This window comes from Candidatus Thermoplasmatota archaeon, from assembly GCA_018814355.1.
GTDB lineage: Archaea > Thermoplasmatota > Thermoplasmata > UBA10834 > UBA10834 > COMBO-56-21.
The window spans coordinates 1-13,839 of record JAHIZT010000054.1 but is presented as its reverse complement, the minus strand read 5'-3'; the positions used below and the strand labels follow the sequence as shown (position 1 = coordinate 13,839).

At 58.4% G+C, this 13,839-nt stretch carries 12 protein-coding genes; 7 read left to right on the top strand and 5 right to left on the bottom strand.

The features are described 5' to 3' along the window. Nucleotide 1 precedes the first annotated feature (1 nt). The 3 genes from KJ653_04000 to folD form a co-directional block, all read right to left on the bottom strand. The gene (locus KJ653_04000) at nucleotides 2–238 is read right to left on the bottom strand and encodes a hypothetical protein (GenBank protein MBU0684994.1); all 237 of its coding nucleotides are present in this window, start codon (nucleotides 236–238) and stop codon (nucleotides 2–4) included. A gap of 48 nt (nucleotides 239–286) precedes the next feature. Next, nucleotides 287–2,041: an acetate--CoA ligase gene (acsA, locus tag KJ653_03995; protein ID MBU0684993.1), complete on the bottom strand. Its 1,755-nt coding sequence runs from the start codon at nucleotides 2,039–2,041 to the stop codon at nucleotides 287–289. Between the two features lie 344 nt (nucleotides 2,042–2,385). Further along, nucleotides 2,386–3,276: a bifunctional methylenetetrahydrofolate dehydrogenase/methenyltetrahydrofolate cyclohydrolase FolD gene (gene folD / locus KJ653_03990; GenBank protein MBU0684992.1), complete on the bottom strand. Its 891-nt coding sequence runs from the start codon at nucleotides 3,274–3,276 to the stop codon at nucleotides 2,386–2,388. Between the two features lie 278 nt (nucleotides 3,277–3,554). On the opposite strand from folD, the gene KJ653_03985 reads away from it, so the two are divergent. The 7 genes from KJ653_03985 to purH all read left to right on the top strand — a co-directional run bounded on the left by KJ653_03985 (nucleotide 3,555) and on the right by purH (nucleotide 11,976). Beyond that, nucleotides 3,555–5,267: a formate--tetrahydrofolate ligase gene (locus KJ653_03985; GenBank protein MBU0684991.1), complete on the top strand. Its 1,713-nt coding sequence runs from the start codon at nucleotides 3,555–3,557 to the stop codon at nucleotides 5,265–5,267. 166 nt (nucleotides 5,268–5,433) lie between these two features. After that, nucleotides 5,434–6,669, top strand: a complete 1,236-nt coding sequence (locus tag KJ653_03980; GenBank protein MBU0684990.1) for an FAD-dependent oxidoreductase — start codon at nucleotides 5,434–5,436, stop codon at nucleotides 6,667–6,669. Continuing rightward, nucleotides 6,666–8,243, top strand: a complete 1,578-nt coding sequence (locus KJ653_03975) for a 4Fe-4S dicluster domain-containing protein (protein ID MBU0684989.1) — start codon at nucleotides 6,666–6,668, stop codon at nucleotides 8,241–8,243. The genes KJ653_03980 and KJ653_03975 overlap by 4 nt, the downstream gene beginning before the upstream one ends. Continuing rightward, a complete protein-coding gene (locus KJ653_03970) occupies nucleotides 8,243–8,656 on the top strand; it encodes a hydrogenase iron-sulfur subunit (protein ID MBU0684988.1) in 414 nt (137 codons plus the stop codon). The genes KJ653_03975 and KJ653_03970 overlap by 1 nt, the downstream gene beginning before the upstream one ends. Continuing rightward, entirely contained in the window at nucleotides 8,653–9,357 is a 705-nt protein-coding gene (locus KJ653_03965) for a methylenetetrahydrofolate reductase C-terminal domain-containing protein (GenBank protein ID MBU0684987.1), read from the top strand. Before KJ653_03970 ends, KJ653_03965 begins: the two co-directional genes overlap by 4 nt. After that, nucleotides 9,354–10,274: a methylenetetrahydrofolate reductase gene (locus tag KJ653_03960; GenBank protein MBU0684986.1), complete on the top strand. Its 921-nt coding sequence runs from the start codon at nucleotides 9,354–9,356 to the stop codon at nucleotides 10,272–10,274. The genes KJ653_03965 and KJ653_03960 overlap by 4 nt, the downstream gene beginning before the upstream one ends. A 145-nt stretch (nucleotides 10,275–10,419) precedes the next feature. Then, the gene (gene purH / locus KJ653_03955) at nucleotides 10,420–11,976 is read left to right on the top strand and encodes a bifunctional phosphoribosylaminoimidazolecarboxamide formyltransferase/IMP cyclohydrolase (protein MBU0684985.1); all 1,557 of its coding nucleotides are present in this window, start codon (nucleotides 10,420–10,422) and stop codon (nucleotides 11,974–11,976) included. Between the two features lie 61 nt (nucleotides 11,977–12,037). Here purH and KJ653_03950 read toward each other — a convergent pair whose 3' ends face one another. Next, the gene (locus KJ653_03950; protein ID MBU0684984.1) at nucleotides 12,038–12,712 is read right to left on the bottom strand and encodes an RAD55 family ATPase; all 675 of its coding nucleotides are present in this window, start codon (nucleotides 12,710–12,712) and stop codon (nucleotides 12,038–12,040) included. A 37-nt stretch (nucleotides 12,713–12,749) separates the two neighbouring features. Further along, nucleotides 12,750–13,839: hypothetical protein (locus tag KJ653_03945; protein MBU0684983.1), on the bottom strand; the 1,090-nt coding region annotated here is incomplete at its 5' end.

Below are 13,839 nucleotides of genomic sequence, written 5' to 3'. Positions count from 1 at the left end.
CTCAGAGTTCGCTCCACAGATACCCTACGGTGTTGGCAACCAGCAGTCCATAGAGAAGCGTCGTGTTCCAAGCTGCCCCGAAGAACTCGGAGTACGTTCCGACTCCTACAACCGAGGAGACGATGGGTATTCCCAGGAACACCGTGAAAGCGACAATAGTCACCACCGATAGGATCTCCCTGAGCCCCTGGACTTTGTGTTCAAGAACTGTCAGCCTGTTGTGATCCTCGTCCGTCATGTCATCACGTGTCCTATGAGTTCCTGTGGGGAAACAGAGGTCGACACCTCAGTCCTCCAGCGTCGATGTATCCCCGATCGGGAGGCCCAGCTCCCTCGCCCTCAGCAGCCTCCGCATTATCTTGCCGCTCCTCGTCTTCGGGAGGCTCTTGACGAAATCAATCTCCCTCGGATATGCGTGGCCGGCGAGCTTGGTCTTGACGAACTTCTGAATGTCTTCCTTCAGCTGAGGGGTCTCGGTGTAGCCAGGCGCGAGCACGATGAATGCCTTGATGATGTTGCCCCTCAATTGATCGGGCTTGCCTATGACCCCGGCCTCTACAATCGCCGGGTGTTCGATCAGTGCGCTCTCGACCTCGAACGGACCGACTCTCTCACCGGCGGTCTTGATCACATCGTCCGCGCGCCCGACATACCAGAAATACCCGTCCTTGTCGATCTGGGCTGTGTCGCCTGTGTAGTACCAACCGTTCCTGAAACACTCGTTGTACTTCGTCGGGTTCTTCCATATCTGTCTCATCATGGACGGCCAGCCTGGCCTGATAACCAGGCTGCCCTCCTCCCCCTGCTCCAGCTCCTTGCCGTTCTCGTCGACGATTGCAGCCTCGATGCCCGGCAGCGGCTTGCCCATAGAGCCAGGCTTGATGTCCATTTCGGGGAAGTTGGTGATCAGAATGCTGCCGGTCTCCGTCTGCCACCAAGTGTCGTGGAAGGGCTTGAGGTCGAAGACGTCTAGAGCCCACCTCACTCCCTCAGGGTTGAGCGGCTCGCCAACCGAGTAGTTCGCTCTCAGGCTCGAGAGGTCGTACTTCTTCGGTAGTTCGTCGCCCTTCGCCATGAGCATCCTTACGGCGGTCGGGGCGGTGTACCAGATCGAGACCTTGTAGCTCTGGATGGTCCTGTACCATCTCTCAGGGTCGAACCTTCCACCGAGGCCGACCTGTGTGATGCCGTTCGACCACGGGCCGAGGACGCCGTAAACGACGCCTGTCACCCAGCCCAGGTCTGCAGTGCACCAGTAGATGTCCTCATCATGGACATCAAGAACCCATCTGGTCGATAGGGTTGCCTGCACAATGGCCTTGTGAGCGTGCACCACGCCCTTCGGCTTGCCGGTCGTACCTGATGTGTAAAGCATGTACATGAACTCCTCCGGGTCCATCGGGACAGGGTCGAACTCGTCCGATGCGGCTTCCATCTCCTTCTCCCAGCTGATTTCGTTTGCGGCGACATCCTTGCCGACCACGATCATGTGCTTGAGCTCCGGGAGCTGGTCCTTGACCTCGTAGACCCTCTTCTTGAGCTCGGAGTCGGTGACGATGGCCACTGCGCCGCTGTCGAGGAGCCTGTCCCTGATGGCGTCCGGGCCGAAGGCAGGGAACATCGGGCTGGCGATTGCGCCCGCCTTGATCGCTCCGACAAAGCCGGCATAGAGCTCGGGCGATCTCTGCAGGAAGAAGAAGACTCTGTCCTGTCTCTTGATGTCGAGCTTTTTCATCACGTTTGCGAACTTGTTAGTCAACACGTACAGCTGGTGGAAGGTGAACATCCGCGAGTTGCCGTCTCCTTCATCGAATATGAGCGCGGTCTTGTCCCTTCGCGTCCCCTTGGCATGTCTGTCGATCACGTTGTGCGCTGCGTTGATCTTGCCGCCAGGGAACCACTCGACCATCTTGTCGGCGTCCGACCACCTGAAGGTCTTCCTCAGTTCAACGTAGTTCTGTAGATTCGGTTTCAATCGCAGCTTCGCGGGATCCTTCTTGACAAGATCTCCGTGTATCAATTCAGTGCTCTCCTCAGCCATCCAATCACTTCCAATGCTGTCTCTGAATCCTTAGTCTGCAAGAAACCTGACCGCAATCCGGATGCGACCTTCCCATAGGAGTCGCAGCAGGGGCCAGTTCGGTTTCTATCGACCGCATCCTTGAAGGTGGTATAATGCTTTTCGTTGCGACCACGCCGATTCATAACATCGCCACGGGTGTTGAACTTCCACTGAGGGCACATTCGGCGACGATTCTCGTACCAGTACGACGAATAACGAATGCGTTTCGATGAACGACGATTGGCATAGCGAGAAGGAGAACAAGGGGAATCGATCCAGGACTCATAGTCCTGGTTCTCGACCCGCTAGATACAGTACATGTTTCAGTCCTTCCAGTGGTGATGGACCTTGGCCGCATGGACAGTGTTCTGCATCAGCATCGTTATGGTCATCGGACCGACCCCGCCCGGGACCGGCGTGATGGCCTTCGCCTTCTCCTTCACGGCCTCAAAATCGACATCGCCAACTAGCCTGGCGCCCCCCTTCGCTGTCGGGTCGTTGATTCTGTTGACGCCGACATCGATCACCACGACGCCTTCCTTGACCATGTCAGCCTTGACGAACTGAGGAGAGCCAATGGCAGCGATGAGTATGTCCGCCTGCCTTGTCATATCCGCGAGGTTCTTGGTCCTCGAGTGGCAGATCGTCACCGTCGCATCCGCGCCCTTCGCCTTCTGGATCAGGATGCATGCGACAGGCTTCCCCACGATGTTGCTTCGGCCGAGCACGACCACATGCTTTCCTGCGGGGTCGTTCCCGCTCCTAACGAGAAGCTCCTGGATGCCGTGCGGGGTGCAGGGCAGGTAGCAGTCGCTTCCGACGACCATCTTGCCGACGTTAATCGGGTGGAAGCCATCGACATCTTTGCCCGGGTCGATCCTCACCAGGACCTTCTCCTCACTGATGTGCTTCGGGAGCGGGAGCTGCACTAGTATGCCGTCGAACTTCGGGTCCTTGTTGTATTTGTCAATGAGGTTCAGAAGCTCGTCCTCTTTGGTGGTTGCAGGGAGCCTGATCGTCTCGGAACAGATGCCCAGCTCGTTGCACGCTTCGCCCTTCTTCCTGACATAGACCTGGGATGCGGCATCCTCTCCGACGATAATCACTACAAGGCCTGGCTCGATGCCCTTGGCCTTCATCTTGGCGACCTCCGCCTTTATCTCGATCCTGATGCTCTTGGCGACTTCGTTGCCGCTTATGATTTGGGCGACCATGTGACCACCTGAAAACGGGATGCAGATTCCGTACTTAAGGATTCTTGGCAAATTGCCTTCCTCGAAGAGATGGGTGAGCGAAAATCGATAGCGTTTTCATTCCTCGATGGGCCCGATTCCCGGCAACGGGCCTGAAAGCATGGCTCCATGACGAGAACTGTCCACGTTCTCCTCGACAAACGAATCTATTGCATCAAACGCTGCGATATTCGTCGAAATTTCGAAAAAGCTTTTTAGGTGTGTACGCTACCCCCTCCAAGAGAGGGTTTGGAATGGCCATGAAACCAGATATTGAGATTGCGCAGGCAGCGAAGGTCCAGCACATCGAGAAGATCGCGGAGAAGGTAGGTCTCTCCCGCGACGACCTTGAATTCTATGGGAAATACAAGGCCAAGGTCCCGTTGGACGTCCTGAAGAAGTTCGATAAGAACAAGGATGGCAAGCTGATCTTCGTGACTGCAATAACGGCAACAAAGGCGGGGGAGGGAAAGACGGTCACATCCATAGGCATGTGCCAGGCCTTCGGAGTATTGGGCAAGAAGGTCATGCTGTCCCTGAGGCAGCCCTCGCTAGGGCCGACCTTCGGCATCAAGGGAGGCGCCACCGGTGGCGGTAACTCCCAGATATACCCCATGTGGGACATCGACCTCCACTTCACGGGCGACATACATGCAGTGGGCACGGCCCACAACCTTCTGTCGGTGCTCCTCGAGAACCACATAGGCAAGAGGAACACGCTCCAGATAGACCCGACCAGGATCGTCCTGAGAAAGGTCATGGACATGAACGCCAGGGAGCTCAGGAAGATCGTTGTCGGGCTCGGCGGCAGGAAGGACGGCGGCATCCCACACGAGAGCGGGTTCGATATTACAGTCGCATCCGAGATCATGGCCATCATGGCTCTATCGAAAGACATGGCCGACCTGAGGGCGAGGCTGTCGAGGATCGTGGTTGGATACACATACGACAACAAGCCGGTCACTGCTGACAAGCTGAAGGGCATCGGCTCGATGTGTCTATTGCTCAAGGACGCGATGATGCCCAACCTGGTTCAGACCCTCGAGGGCCAGCCGGCGTTCGTCCACGGCGCTCCGTTCGCCAACATAGCCCACGGCAACAGCTCGATCATCGCCACGAAGTACGCGCTCAAGATGGCCGACTACGTGATCACCGAGGGCGGCTTCGCAGCCGACCTGGGTGGAGAGAAGTTCTACGACATAGTTTGCAGGACCGCGAACCTCAAGCCCGATGTGGCAGTCCTCGTCTCGAGCGTTAGGGCGCTCAAGATGCACGGCGACATGACCGAGGACGAGCTAGATGCGCTTCTCAAGAAGAACGCTCCGGCGAAGGAAGAGGAGAAGAAGCACCTCGAGTACCTCGAGAAGGGCTTCGCCAACCTGGACAAGCACATAGAGAACATGCACAAGTTCGGCGTGCCAGTGGTCGTGGCGTTGAACAGATTCCCGACCGACACAGAGGCAGAGCTTGACCTGTGCAAGAAGCACTGCGACAAGATGGGCGTGCGCTCTGCCCACTCCCGCGTGTTCGCTGAGGGAGGGAAGGGGGGCATCGAACTCGCCAAGGCCGTACTCGAGTGCCTGGAGAAGGAGAAGTCCAACTTCCACTACCTGTACGACGAGAAGCTCCCGATCAAGAAGAAGATCGAGATCATTGCGAAGGAGATCTACGGGGCGGACGGAGTCGTATATGTCGGGACCGCATCTCAGAACATCGCAACCATCGAGAAGAACGGGAACGACAAGCTCCCGCTCTGCATGGCAAAGACCCAGCTGTCGCTCACCGACGACCCAAAGAAGAAGGGCGCGCCCAAGGGCTGGTCGCTAACCGTGAGAGAGGTCAGGCTGTCTGCAGGTGCAGGATTCATCGTCCCGATCACGGGCGAGATGTCGACGATGCCGGGCCTGCCGGTCGAACCAGTCGCCGAGAAGATAAACATCGACGACAAGGGCTACATCACCGGACTGAACTAAGCACGCCGAGAACCTCCGGACATTGAGTTCCGGAGGCGCCAAAACCCCTTAATACAAATCCCAACGGGGAGGGCTTTTATCTCCCCATCAGCGTTCCAGGTTACCACAGCATGTCCCCACTGGACAGGGGGGACAACCGATGAGCCGTTCACCAAGGGGGGTTGAAATGAACCAAGTCCTGATAGTAGGAGGGGGGCCAGCGGGACTGACCGCTGCGAAGACCCTCGTCGACAGGGGAACAGAAGTCGTCCTTGTCGAGCGGAAGGAATCACTGGGCGGGATGGCCCGAGAGCTCACCTGCAAGGGTCTGGTAGAGTGCAGGAACTGCGGAGTGTGCTTCGCCATGGACCGCGCAGGCGAGATACTGAGAGAGCCCAACGCCGAAGTGCTCCTTCTTTCTGAGGTAGCCTCCGCCACAAAGGCCGACCATGGATACTCCGTCAAGATCAAGACCTCCCCTAGATACGTGACGGACGACTGCATCGGCTGCGGCAAGTGCGTGGCGGTCTGCCCAGTCGAGGGAAAGGCGATATTCCCTCCGACCGGAAGCGGCCAGCCGAGACTGCACTGGATCGATAGGTCCAAGTGCCTACATTTCAAGAAGGTCAAGTGCGACAAGTGCGCATCTGTCTGTCCCACGCACGCGGTCGATTACGAGGATCGCGCGAAGAACCTCACAAGGAACGTGAGTGCCGTAGTCTATGCAACCGGCATCGACCCGATTGATGCCTGCGAGATGAGCAGGCTCGGGTGCGGCACGCTGAAGGATGTCATCTCGAGCGTGGACGCCGAGAGGATCCTGAACGAAAAAGGACGGCTTATGAGGCCGTCCGATGGGAAGGCCCCGAAGAAGATAGCTGTCATGCAATGCGTGGGCTCCAGGACAGTCAAGCTGGGGGTCGAGTACTGCTCCAAGTTCTGCTGCAAGTACGCGACCAAGATCTCCCAGCTCCTGCTCGATACGGACCCTGAGATCAACCTCGACTTCTACTTCATGGATCTCAGGACGCTCTACGAACCACAAGACGAGTTCAAGCTCTGGGCGAAGAGCAAAAAGACGGTGAAGCTGATCAGGAGCATGCCCTCCGTGGTCTCGCCAGGCAAGGATGGAAAGCTGCTCCTGAGGGCCGCTGGAGAAAACGACCTGGATATCACGGAGACGGAGTATGACCTGATCATCCTGTCCGTTGGCATGCGCCCATCAGGCGCTTCTGCTGAGCTTGCGAAGTCCTTGGGAATCCATACAGACAAGTCGGGCTTTGCCGTTGCGGACCACGAACTGGAGAGCAAGGGCGTGTTCGTCTGCGGTGCCGTTTCGGAACCGATGGACATCGAGGAGACCGCAATCAGGGCAGCCGCTACAGTTTCAAGGATGCATCACCAGAGAGAGGTGAGCACGTGAAGGCCAGAATCCAGGTCGTCCTGTGCAAATGCTGCACGGAGATGCCCAAGCTCCTGAACATGGAGAAGCTGCAGAAGCTCGCTGAGGACTCCAGCATGGTCGTCTCGGTCATGACCGTGGACGCCGTGTGCGACGGGAAAGACCTCGCACGAATCGTAGGCGAGGCCAAGGAAAGAGAGGTCGATAGAGCCGTCGTCCTCGCCTGCCACAAGAAGGACATCAGCCCCAACCTGCTGAAGGCCTACAGGAGAGCTGGCATCAACGAATTCCTGATCGAGCTCGTGAACATGAGGGAAGAGGTCGTCCTGCCACACGCGGACGAGCCCGAGAGAGCTCAGGCGAAGGCGGAGACGAAGCTGAAGGCAGCGCTCACGCGCACGATCATGCTCGCCCCACTCGAGAAGCAGAGCGAGGAGATGAAGACGAAGAACGTCGTCATAGTCGGTGCTGGAGTTGCAGGTCAGGCGGCTGCGCACGAGGCTGCGAAATCAGGTGCCCACACCATACTGCTGGAAAAGACGAGCAAGTCGCTCAAAGTCCCCGGGGTAATCATGACGCATGCACAGCTAGTCGGTGCTTCCGGATACGGCGGCAACTTCCAGCTCAAGATCAAGGCCGGAGAGAAGGTCGAGGAACTCGGCGCGGCGGCCGTCGTCATCGCCACTGGAGGCGGATGGACTACCTTGAAGGGCCCGCTCGCGAAGGCGGTCAAAGACGCTGTCCCGTTGTACATGTTCTACGAGCATATGCAGTCAGGTAATGTCCCGAAGGGACCGGTCGTGATCGTCGATACTCCGGACCCCGCGGGCAAGACATTGAAGGTCCAAGACTATGCGTGGGACGACACGCTAGAGACTGTGATCCAGCTCAAGAAGAAGCACCCGGAGCTGCTGATCTATGTCATCTTCCAAGAAATGAGGGCGTTCGGACTGTCCGAGCTAGCGTACAAGGAAGCCGCGGACCTGGGCGTCAGATTCATCAGATACGACAAGGCTGGAGCGCCGAAGATAGACGCCAAGAACCCGATTGCGCTCACTGTGAAGGACTTCTCACAAGGAGAAGTCCTGAACCTCAAGCTCGGGACGCTCGTATTCGCGTCGATCCCGGCGAACCAGGACAACCAGATGATCGCCGATGCGCTGAGGATCCCGTTGACCGTCGACGGTTCTATCAGACGCGGGAGCATCCAGAGATGGCCTGTCACTACCCCTAAGCCTGGAGTGTTCGTTTGCGGTTCAGCGCTGTTTCCCAAGGCAAGAGATGTCGCGAAGGCGGAAGGTGAGGCTGCAGGCGCCATGGCAGGAGAGTTCGTCAAGCGCGGAAAGCTGGAGTACGGTGGTTCGGTCGCGCAGGTCACGCCCGAGAAGTGCTCCGCCTGCCTTACATGCATCAGGACATGCCCGTACGAGGCACCGTTCATAGGCGCCGCGAGCAAGGCAGAAATCAAAGTGCAGGCATGCCAGGGTTGCGGCATGTGCGTCGGCATCTGCCCTAGCAAGGCGATCGACCTGCACCACTACACTGACGACCAAGTGATGGAAGAGGCGCGCACACTCCTCGGAGGTGATTTCTGATGGCCGAGAGGAAGCCGAAGGTCATCGGATTCTGCTGTGAGAGGCACGGCGTGGACGCAGCCGTCCTGTCCGCGAGGAGCGGGAAGCAGTTCGATGCGAGCGTGCGGCTCGTCCAGGTGCCGTGCACCGGCAGAGTTGACGGAATCCATATCCTGAAGGCGCTCGAGGACGGGGCCGATGCGGTCTTCGTGCTCGGCTGCCTCGAGAAGAACTGCTACTACGACACTGGCTCGATAGAGGGCCGGAAGAGGGTCGAGTACGTGAAGCAGATGCTTTCCGAGGTAGGCATCGAGAAGGAACGTGTCGAGATGTTCAATGCGGCATCCACGAACGCGTGGGCCTTCCCGGAGATAGTTACGAAGATGGTCGGTGTTGCAAAGAAGCTCGGTCCCATCGGGGGTGAGAAGCAATGATAGTGGCGAAGAGGAAGCCCTTGAACGAGATCGCCGAGATGCTCGCGCCTTACAAGAAAGTCACAGTCATCGGCTGCAGGAGCTGCGTTGCAATCTGCCTCGCAGGAGGCGAGAAGGAGGTCAAGATGCTGGTCTCCGCCCTCAAGGTGAAGAACAGGAAGGAGGGCAGGAAGCAGGAGCTCGACGGGCTCGTAGTCGAGAGACAGTGCGAGAAGGAGTGGGTGAAGGAGGTCGAGGACAAGGTGCTCGATTCCGATATCACGCTCTCCATGGCCTGCTCGTTGGGCGCGCAGACAATCGGGGACATGTACCCTTCGCACCTGACATTCCCAGGCCTGAACACAGGCATCTTCGGAGTACCGGAGGAGCAGGGTGTCTGGTCGGAGAAATGTGTCGGATGCGGGAACTGCATCATACACACCACGGGCGGCATATGCCCTATCTCGAGATGCGCGAAGAGCATGCTCAACGGACCTTGCGGAGGCTCGGCCAACAGGAAGTGCGAGGTCAACCTAGAGATCGACTGCGCATGGGCGGCCATCTATGACAGACTGAAGATCCAGAACAGGCTGGACCTGATCGAGAAGGTCATGCCAGCGAAGGACTGGTCCACCAGCCATGCGGGCGGGCGCAGAGTGTACGTGCGCGAGGACGCGAAGCTCACGCCTCACCAGAAGAAAGGAAAGGAGGCGGTCCAATGAAGGCGGGCAGCAACCTCGAGAAGGTCTTCGAGTCCGGGAAGTTCGCCGTCACAGCCGAGATCGGGCCTCCTCAGTCCGCAAACCCGGAACCGCTGACGCACCACGCGAAGATGCTCAGAGGATTCGCTGATGCCTTCAACCTGACGGACAACCAAACGGCCGTCGTGAGGTTGTCCAGCATCGCGAGCGCGGTCATCATAATGCGCGAGGGCGTGGAGCCCATCATACAGATGACCTGCAGAGACAGGAACAGGATAGCGCTCCAGAGCGACCTGTTCGGAGCTGCAGCATTGGGTGTCAAGAATGTGCTCTGCCTCACAGGAGACCACCAGATCTTCGGGAACGAGAAGGCCGCAAGGAACGTGTTCGATTTCGACTCTATCGTGGAGCTGCAGGTGTTCAACCAGCTCAGGACCGAGGGCAAGCAGGTGGGAGGCGAGGTCGTCAAGGACCCGCCGAAGACGTACCTCGGATGCGCTGAAAACCCGTTCGCGACCCCTTACGAGTTCAGGGTCTCGAGGCTGGCCAAGAAGGTCACCGCGGGAGCAGACTTCTGCCAAACACAGGCGATATTCGACATGGACATGTTCGAGAAGTGGATGGACGAGGTCAGGGCGAGAGGGTTGGACAAGAAGATGCACATCCTAGCAGGCGTTATCCCCATGAAATCCGCGGGCGCTGCAAGATACATGAAGAACAAGGTGCCCGGGATGATCGTCCCCGACCACATCGTCGATCGGATGAAGGCCGCCAAGGACCCGAAGGAGGAGGGGATCAAACTCTGCGTCGAGCAGATAGAGCACCTCAAGAGCGTGAAAGGCGTCCACGGCGTGCACATAATGGCGGTCGCATGGGAGGAGATGGTCCCGAGGATAGTCGAGATGGCCGGGCTGTTGCCGAGACCGACCTTCCAGTAGACCACTCCAATCGGAAAGGTCGTCCGTTCTCCAGGCCACGCTGCGTCCCCACGAAAACCGTTATAAACAACCAGGCAATAACATGGTGGCATACCCATTGATATGAGGGGAGGGATGCTTCAGCTGACAGCGGAGCGAATGACGAATGAGCAAAGTGAAGAGGGCATTGATCAGCGTATCTGACAAGACCGGCTTGGTCGAATTCGCCAAGGGATTGTCAGAGCTCGGTATCGAGATTCTATCGACAGGTGGCACGATGTCCGCCCTGGAGAAGGCGGGAGTGCCCGTGATCGGCGTCTCCGAGGTCACTAAGTTCCCGGAGATGTTGGACGGAAGGGTCAAGACCCTACACCCGGCGATCCACGGCGGCCTGTTGGCCATGAGGGAGAAGCCGCAGCACATGGAGGCGATCAGGCAGCACGGGATAGAACCCATCGACCTCGTGGTCGTGAACCTGTACCCGTTCGAGGCAACGATTGCCAAGCCCGACGTGAAGATCGAGGACGCCATCGAGAACATAGACATCGGCGGACCGTCGATGATAAGATCGGCCGCGAAGAACAACTCTGCCGTGGCAGTCGTCACGAACCCGGCGATGTACCCGCAGATCCTCGAGGAGCTGAAGGACAACGATGCCCATCTGTCGGAGGAGACGAGGCGAAAGCTCGCGCTCGAGGCCTTCCGGACAACGGCTAGGTACGATTCCGCAATATCGCAGTACCTCGGCAAGAAGTTCGGCGGTGGCGAGCTGTTCCCGAAGAACATGACACTGTCCTTCGAGAAGCTGGGCGATCTGAGGTACGGGGAGAACCCGCACCAGAAGGCGGCATTCTACAAGGATCTGTTCGACCCGACTCCTCTGAGCGTCGCGGCCGCAGACAAGCTGCACGGGAAGGAGATCTCATACTGCAACGTGATAGACCTCGATGCTGCTCTGGCGATAGTATCCGACTTCGAGAAGCCGACAGCAGCTGTGATCAAACACACGAACCCGTCTGGCGTGGCGTGCGCAGCCACGATCGCCGAGGCCTTCAGGACCGCATACAACGCGGACTCGCTCAGCGCGTTCGGGTGCGTCGTCGGCCTCAACAGGCCCGTGGACATGGAGACCGCCAAGGAGATCGGGAGCCACTTCGTCGAAGCCGTGATCGCGCCTAGCTATGAGCCGGACGCGGAAGCCCATCTGGAGGCGAAGAAGAACATCCGGCTCCTGAGGATGAATGTGCCCATCAAGAGGGACGAGGGCAGGATGTTCATGACGAAGGTCAAGGGCGGGCTGCTCGTCCAGACGGACGCCTACGCCGAGGTCGACAGGTCCAAGCTGAAAATCGTGACGAAGAAGAAGCCGACCGATGAGGAGATCGACGCGATGATCTTCGGCGTCAAGATATGCAGGCACATCAAGTCCAACACCATCCTCCTGGTCAAGGGCGAGAGGACGGTCGGGGTAGGCGCTGGCCAGATGAGCAGGGTGGACTCGGCCAAGATCGCCGGCATGAAGGCCGGGGACGAGGCAAAAGGCTCAGTGCTCGTCTCCGACGCGTTCTTCCCGTTCAGGGACGGCGTCGACGCGGCGGCCAAAGTAGGCGTGTCGGCCATCATCCAGCCCGGAGGATCCGTTAACGACGCTGAGGCCATCCAGGCGGCTGACGAGCAGGGCATCTCGATGGTCTTCAGCGGGCTCAGGCTCTTCAAGCACTGATATCTAGAACAACCCGAAAACCCCTTGAGTCTTCTTCTGTCAAGCTTCAGAATCAGCGATGCTAGTCGTCCCTGCTCCACACGAGTGAAGCCCCCTCTCCCTCAGCCGCCTCTCGCTCGAAATCGAAGGGCACCCACTTCGGCTTGACGAGGACTCCTCTCATATGCTTTATGCGGACGAATCTTCTGAAGTTCTCGTCCACCTTCATCTCGAGCAGGCTGTCAGATATCGATGCCAGAAGAGCTATCTGATCCTCGTCCAGGATCCCCTGGTGGACGACCGAGGTCATGGTCCCGCTGAACTTCGCCATCGTGCACACATCCTTGTAGAACCTGCCAACAGCGTTGGCGTCATGGTGCATGAAGAAGGGCGTCAGAGAGTCTACGAGCACCTTGACGGGAGGCTCTCCAAGGTTCTCGATGCTCTTCGTGAGAGCCTCGAAGATGTCGCTCAGATCGTCCAGGCCCTCTACTCGCACGATCCCTGGGTCGTGGAACGCCGCATTGGCCGGTGTGTACGCATCGATGATGGTCAGCCTGCCGTCGCGCAGATAGAAGTCGACATCCACTCCGAACTCCCGCATCTGCTTGCGGACCTGGTCGGGGGAGGTATTGGCTTCGAGGAAGGCCAGGCTCTCGCCCGACTTGAGATAGGTCGCACCGAGGTAGCAGCAGAACTCGAACATACCCGCACTCGGGTCCCCTACGACAAGAACCGCGTAGTTCTCTGGGAACATGAGCCTCCGTTGAACACCCTGCGCGAGCGCGCGCGCCTCACAGGATCGGGACGAGCTTCGGCCTGAAGTCTCCTGAGTCCGGGTCGGTCATGGCGCACGGGGACGTGAACGGCTCTTCGCCTCTGATGAGCGTGACGCCGGACATCTTGTCGATCCTCAAGTGGGTATGTGCCAGGTCGGACAACCTGCTGGTCGACTTCACAGACGGCGTGACCGTCGCTACGAACACGCCATCGTTGTTCAGCAGAGAGGTCAGGAACTCCATCATGCCGTCGAGGACGCCCGGGCCATAGATGGACTCGAGCGAGTCGAACCCTATGATCGAGAGGACAGGCGTGCCAGTGTCCTTGAGAGCATACTGGACGTCCTGCCATTTCATGTCCACCCTGACATCCTCGCCTTCGAGAGTCATCGCGAACTTCTTCATGGCTCCTGAGGGCGCGTGAGGCTCGAGTATCCTGACATTCCTGTCGAAGGTGTCGGCATCAAGGAACCCTAGCAGCTCCTCCCTGGCAGGCTCTGCCCCTGTCTTCTTGGTGGGTATCCAGGCAACGCCCCGGTTCTGGGTAGCGAAGTTGCATATGATGGCGTTCTCGATCGCCCCGGAGGCTACCACTGGCACCCCTGGGCTGAGCTCTATGAGCGTTATAGTGCCCTTCCTGAGTCCGCCCTCCAGCAAGATATCCAGGTCGGTGATGCCGGTAGACACGTGCTTCGAGTCGTGGTCGCCGATGGGGGCGAACTTCTTCGGCTTGTCGGGCTTGGTGTACCTCGAGTATTCGAAGGTCCTGACCCTTCCGCCGAGCAGGGTGTAGACGTATTTTGGCTGCCTGATCTCGCAGCCCCTGAGCTTGAGTATGTCCATCTCCCTGATCCTTCTGCCAGTTGTACTGTTCAGGCTTAGATATAAGACTCCGTCGCCAAGGTAGTCCAACAGTGGGTCCGGGGTCTCCAGGACATATGCTATGTTCGTCCCGCAGCCCTCCACCAGGTCTCTCTGAAGCGTGTTGATCATCCTCGATGCGGTCACGCCGTACTTCTCCGCGAGCGCGTCTATGCTGTCGATGACGACGAGCGTGCGCTCAGGCAGCGCCTTGTCCACCACATCGTAGGCCATCTCTATCTCG

Bases quoted from the DNA above. Each gene is read 5' to 3' on its own strand.
- KJ653_03980 (MBU0684990.1), top strand. From the start codon at position 5,434: ATGAACCAAGTCCTGATAGTAGGAGGGGGGCCAGCGGGACTGACCGCT.
- folD (MBU0684992.1), bottom strand. From the start codon at position 3,276: ATGGTCGCCCAAATCATAAGCGGCAACGAAGTCGCCAAGAGCATCAGG.
- KJ653_03950 (MBU0684984.1), bottom strand. From the start codon at position 12,712: ATGTTCCCAGAGAACTACGCGGTTCTTGTCGTAGGGGACCCGAGTGCG.
- KJ653_04000 (MBU0684994.1), bottom strand. From the start codon at position 238: ATGACGGACGAGGATCACAACAGGCTGACAGTTCTTGAACACAAAGTC.
- KJ653_03960 (MBU0684986.1), top strand. From the start codon at position 9,354: ATGAAGGCGGGCAGCAACCTCGAGAAGGTCTTCGAGTCCGGGAAGTTC.
- KJ653_03985 (MBU0684991.1), top strand. From the start codon at position 3,555: ATGAAACCAGATATTGAGATTGCGCAGGCAGCGAAGGTCCAGCACATC.
- KJ653_03970 (MBU0684988.1), top strand. From the start codon at position 8,243: ATGGCCGAGAGGAAGCCGAAGGTCATCGGATTCTGCTGTGAGAGGCAC.
- KJ653_03965 (MBU0684987.1), top strand. From the start codon at position 8,653: ATGATAGTGGCGAAGAGGAAGCCCTTGAACGAGATCGCCGAGATGCTC.
- acsA (MBU0684993.1), bottom strand. From the start codon at position 2,041: ATGGCTGAGGAGAGCACTGAATTGATACACGGAGATCTTGTCAAGAAG.
- purH (MBU0684985.1), top strand. From the start codon at position 10,420: ATGAGCAAAGTGAAGAGGGCATTGATCAGCGTATCTGACAAGACCGGC.